The sequence below is a fragment of the Massilia sp. CT11-108 genome (assembly GCF_047302915.1).
Taxonomy (GTDB): Bacteria; Pseudomonadota; Gammaproteobacteria; order Burkholderiales; family Burkholderiaceae_D; genus Telluria; species Telluria orientalis.
On record NZ_JBKYMO010000741.1, the window covers coordinates 1 to 2,023 of the forward strand.

Sequence of the window (2,023 nt, forward strand, 5' to 3'; positions counted from 1 at the left end):
GTGCCCGTATCGGCCAGTTGCGCCGGCTTCACGCCCGCCACGGGCACCGGCAACGCCGCCGGCGCCGGCAGGGAGCCGAGCCGGATCGCGTACGCGACGTCGTCCACCCACGGGCGCAGGATGCCCTCGGCGGCGAGCAGGAGGATGGCGATGAGGAGGCTGCGCAGCAGGGTTCGCATGCCCGGCAGATGGGGATGGCCGTCCCGAATCACAGGGGACACACGTCGTCGAGCCCGCAATCGCCCCCCACATGGGTAGAATAGTTAAACATGAAGCCCGGCGCCGACACAATGCTCATCCACAGAACACATCGGTACGTCAATATCGCAGCAGCCATCAGCATAGCTGTACTGCTCGCAGGCATCTCCACGCTTGCCGTCGGCATCCAGCGCACGGCCGCGTCCTGGCGCTGGGTCAACCACACGCGCGAGGTGCTGCAGCACGTGCAGGGCACGCAAAGCCTGATCAACGAGGCCGATGCGCTGCAGAAATCGCTGCGGCTCGAATACAGCCGGCGCGACGATGCGGATTTCCAGGAGCGCCTGACCGCCCTGCCGCACGCACTCCAAACGCTGACGCAACTGACCAGCGACAATCCGGCCCAGCAGCGTACACTGGCCGACCTGCGCCGGCTGCTGGACGAGTACGTGCGCAACCTGCGCACCGGCATGGAGCGCGCCATGGCCTATCCCAGCAAGGACGACGAGCGGGCCTTGCGCCAGGCGATCGCCCTGCGCATCGCCGCGTTGCTGGCCGAGGAAGAGCGGCTGCTCGTGCGTGCGCGGTCGGTGCCCGCGGCCGCCGGCGCCGTGTCCGTGCTGTCGGTCGCGCTGCTGTTCTTCGTCCGGGCGATGGCGCGCCGCGACGCCGACTTCCTTGCCGACCAGCGGGCCAACCTCGACGCGACCCTGCGCAGCATCGGCGAAGCCGTGATCGCCGTCGACGTGTTCGGCCGCGTGCGGTTCATGAACCGGGTGGCGGAACAATTGCTCGGCTGCGAAGAGGCGCAGGCGCGCGGCCAGTTGCTGACGACGGTATTCCGCATCGCCGGCTCGCGCAGCGACGACGACGCACTGGCCGCCGCGCTGCGGGCGGCGCTGCGCGAGAAGCAGGCCGTGACGGGCATTCCGATTACCGGCAGCAGCTCCGCGCAACCGGAGCGGATGCGCGCGTGGCAGCTCAACTGCCAGCCGCTCCTCGTCGATGGCGAGGTGCGCGGCGCCGTGATGAGCATGCTGGACGTGACGGCGCTGAAGCGCGCCCAGCGCGAACTCGGCGACGCCAACCTGTTGCTCGAACACCGCATCCAGGACCGCACGGAGCAGCTGGCGGAGGCCAATATCGAGTTGCGCGCCTTCGCCCACACGATCGCGCACGACCTGCGCGCGCCGCTGCGCAACGTGCAGGGCTACGCGGCCGCGCTGCTGGAAGACGAGGCGGCCACGCTGAGCGCGAAGGGCGAACGGTTCCTGCGCCGCATCCTCGCCGTCAGCCAGCACATGGACCGGCTCGTGACGGACCTGCTCGCCTACAGCCAGCTGGCGCGCGCGGAGCTGCGCCTGCAACCCGTCGAACTGGACCGCGTCGTGCAGCTCGCGCTGGGCGACATGGAGATGCAGATCGCGGCGGCCGGCGCCCGCATCGAGGCCGCCTCCCCGCTGCCGACTGTGCTCGGCAACGAAGCGGTCCTCGTGCAGGTATTCGAGAACCTGATCGGCAACGCGATCAAGTTCGTCGCCCCGGAGGTGACGCCGCACGTGCGCATCGATGGCCACGTCGATGCCGACGCGGCCTGGGTGCGCATCGCGGACAACGGCATCGGCATTCCGGAAGACAAGCGCGAGCGCGTGTTCGACGTGTTCGAGCGCCTGCACGGCGAAGACCAGTACCAGGGCACGGGCATCGGCCTCGCGATCGTGAAGAAAGGCGTGGAGCGCCTGGGCGGCACGATCCGCGTCGAACCGGCGCCGGATGGGACCGTGTTCCGGCTGTGCCTGCAACGGCCGCGTCCGCAACCCCGGCC

Annotated in this window: 1 protein-coding gene; it reads left to right on the forward strand. The window is 69.6% G+C overall.

Annotated features, from left to right (window positions below; all coding sequences use genetic code 11):
* Positions 1-290: 290 nt before the first annotated feature.
* The coding region (locus ACEN88_RS30165) for a sensor histidine kinase (RefSeq protein ID WP_413345635.1) at positions 291-2,023 on the forward strand (1,733 nt) is incomplete at its 3' end.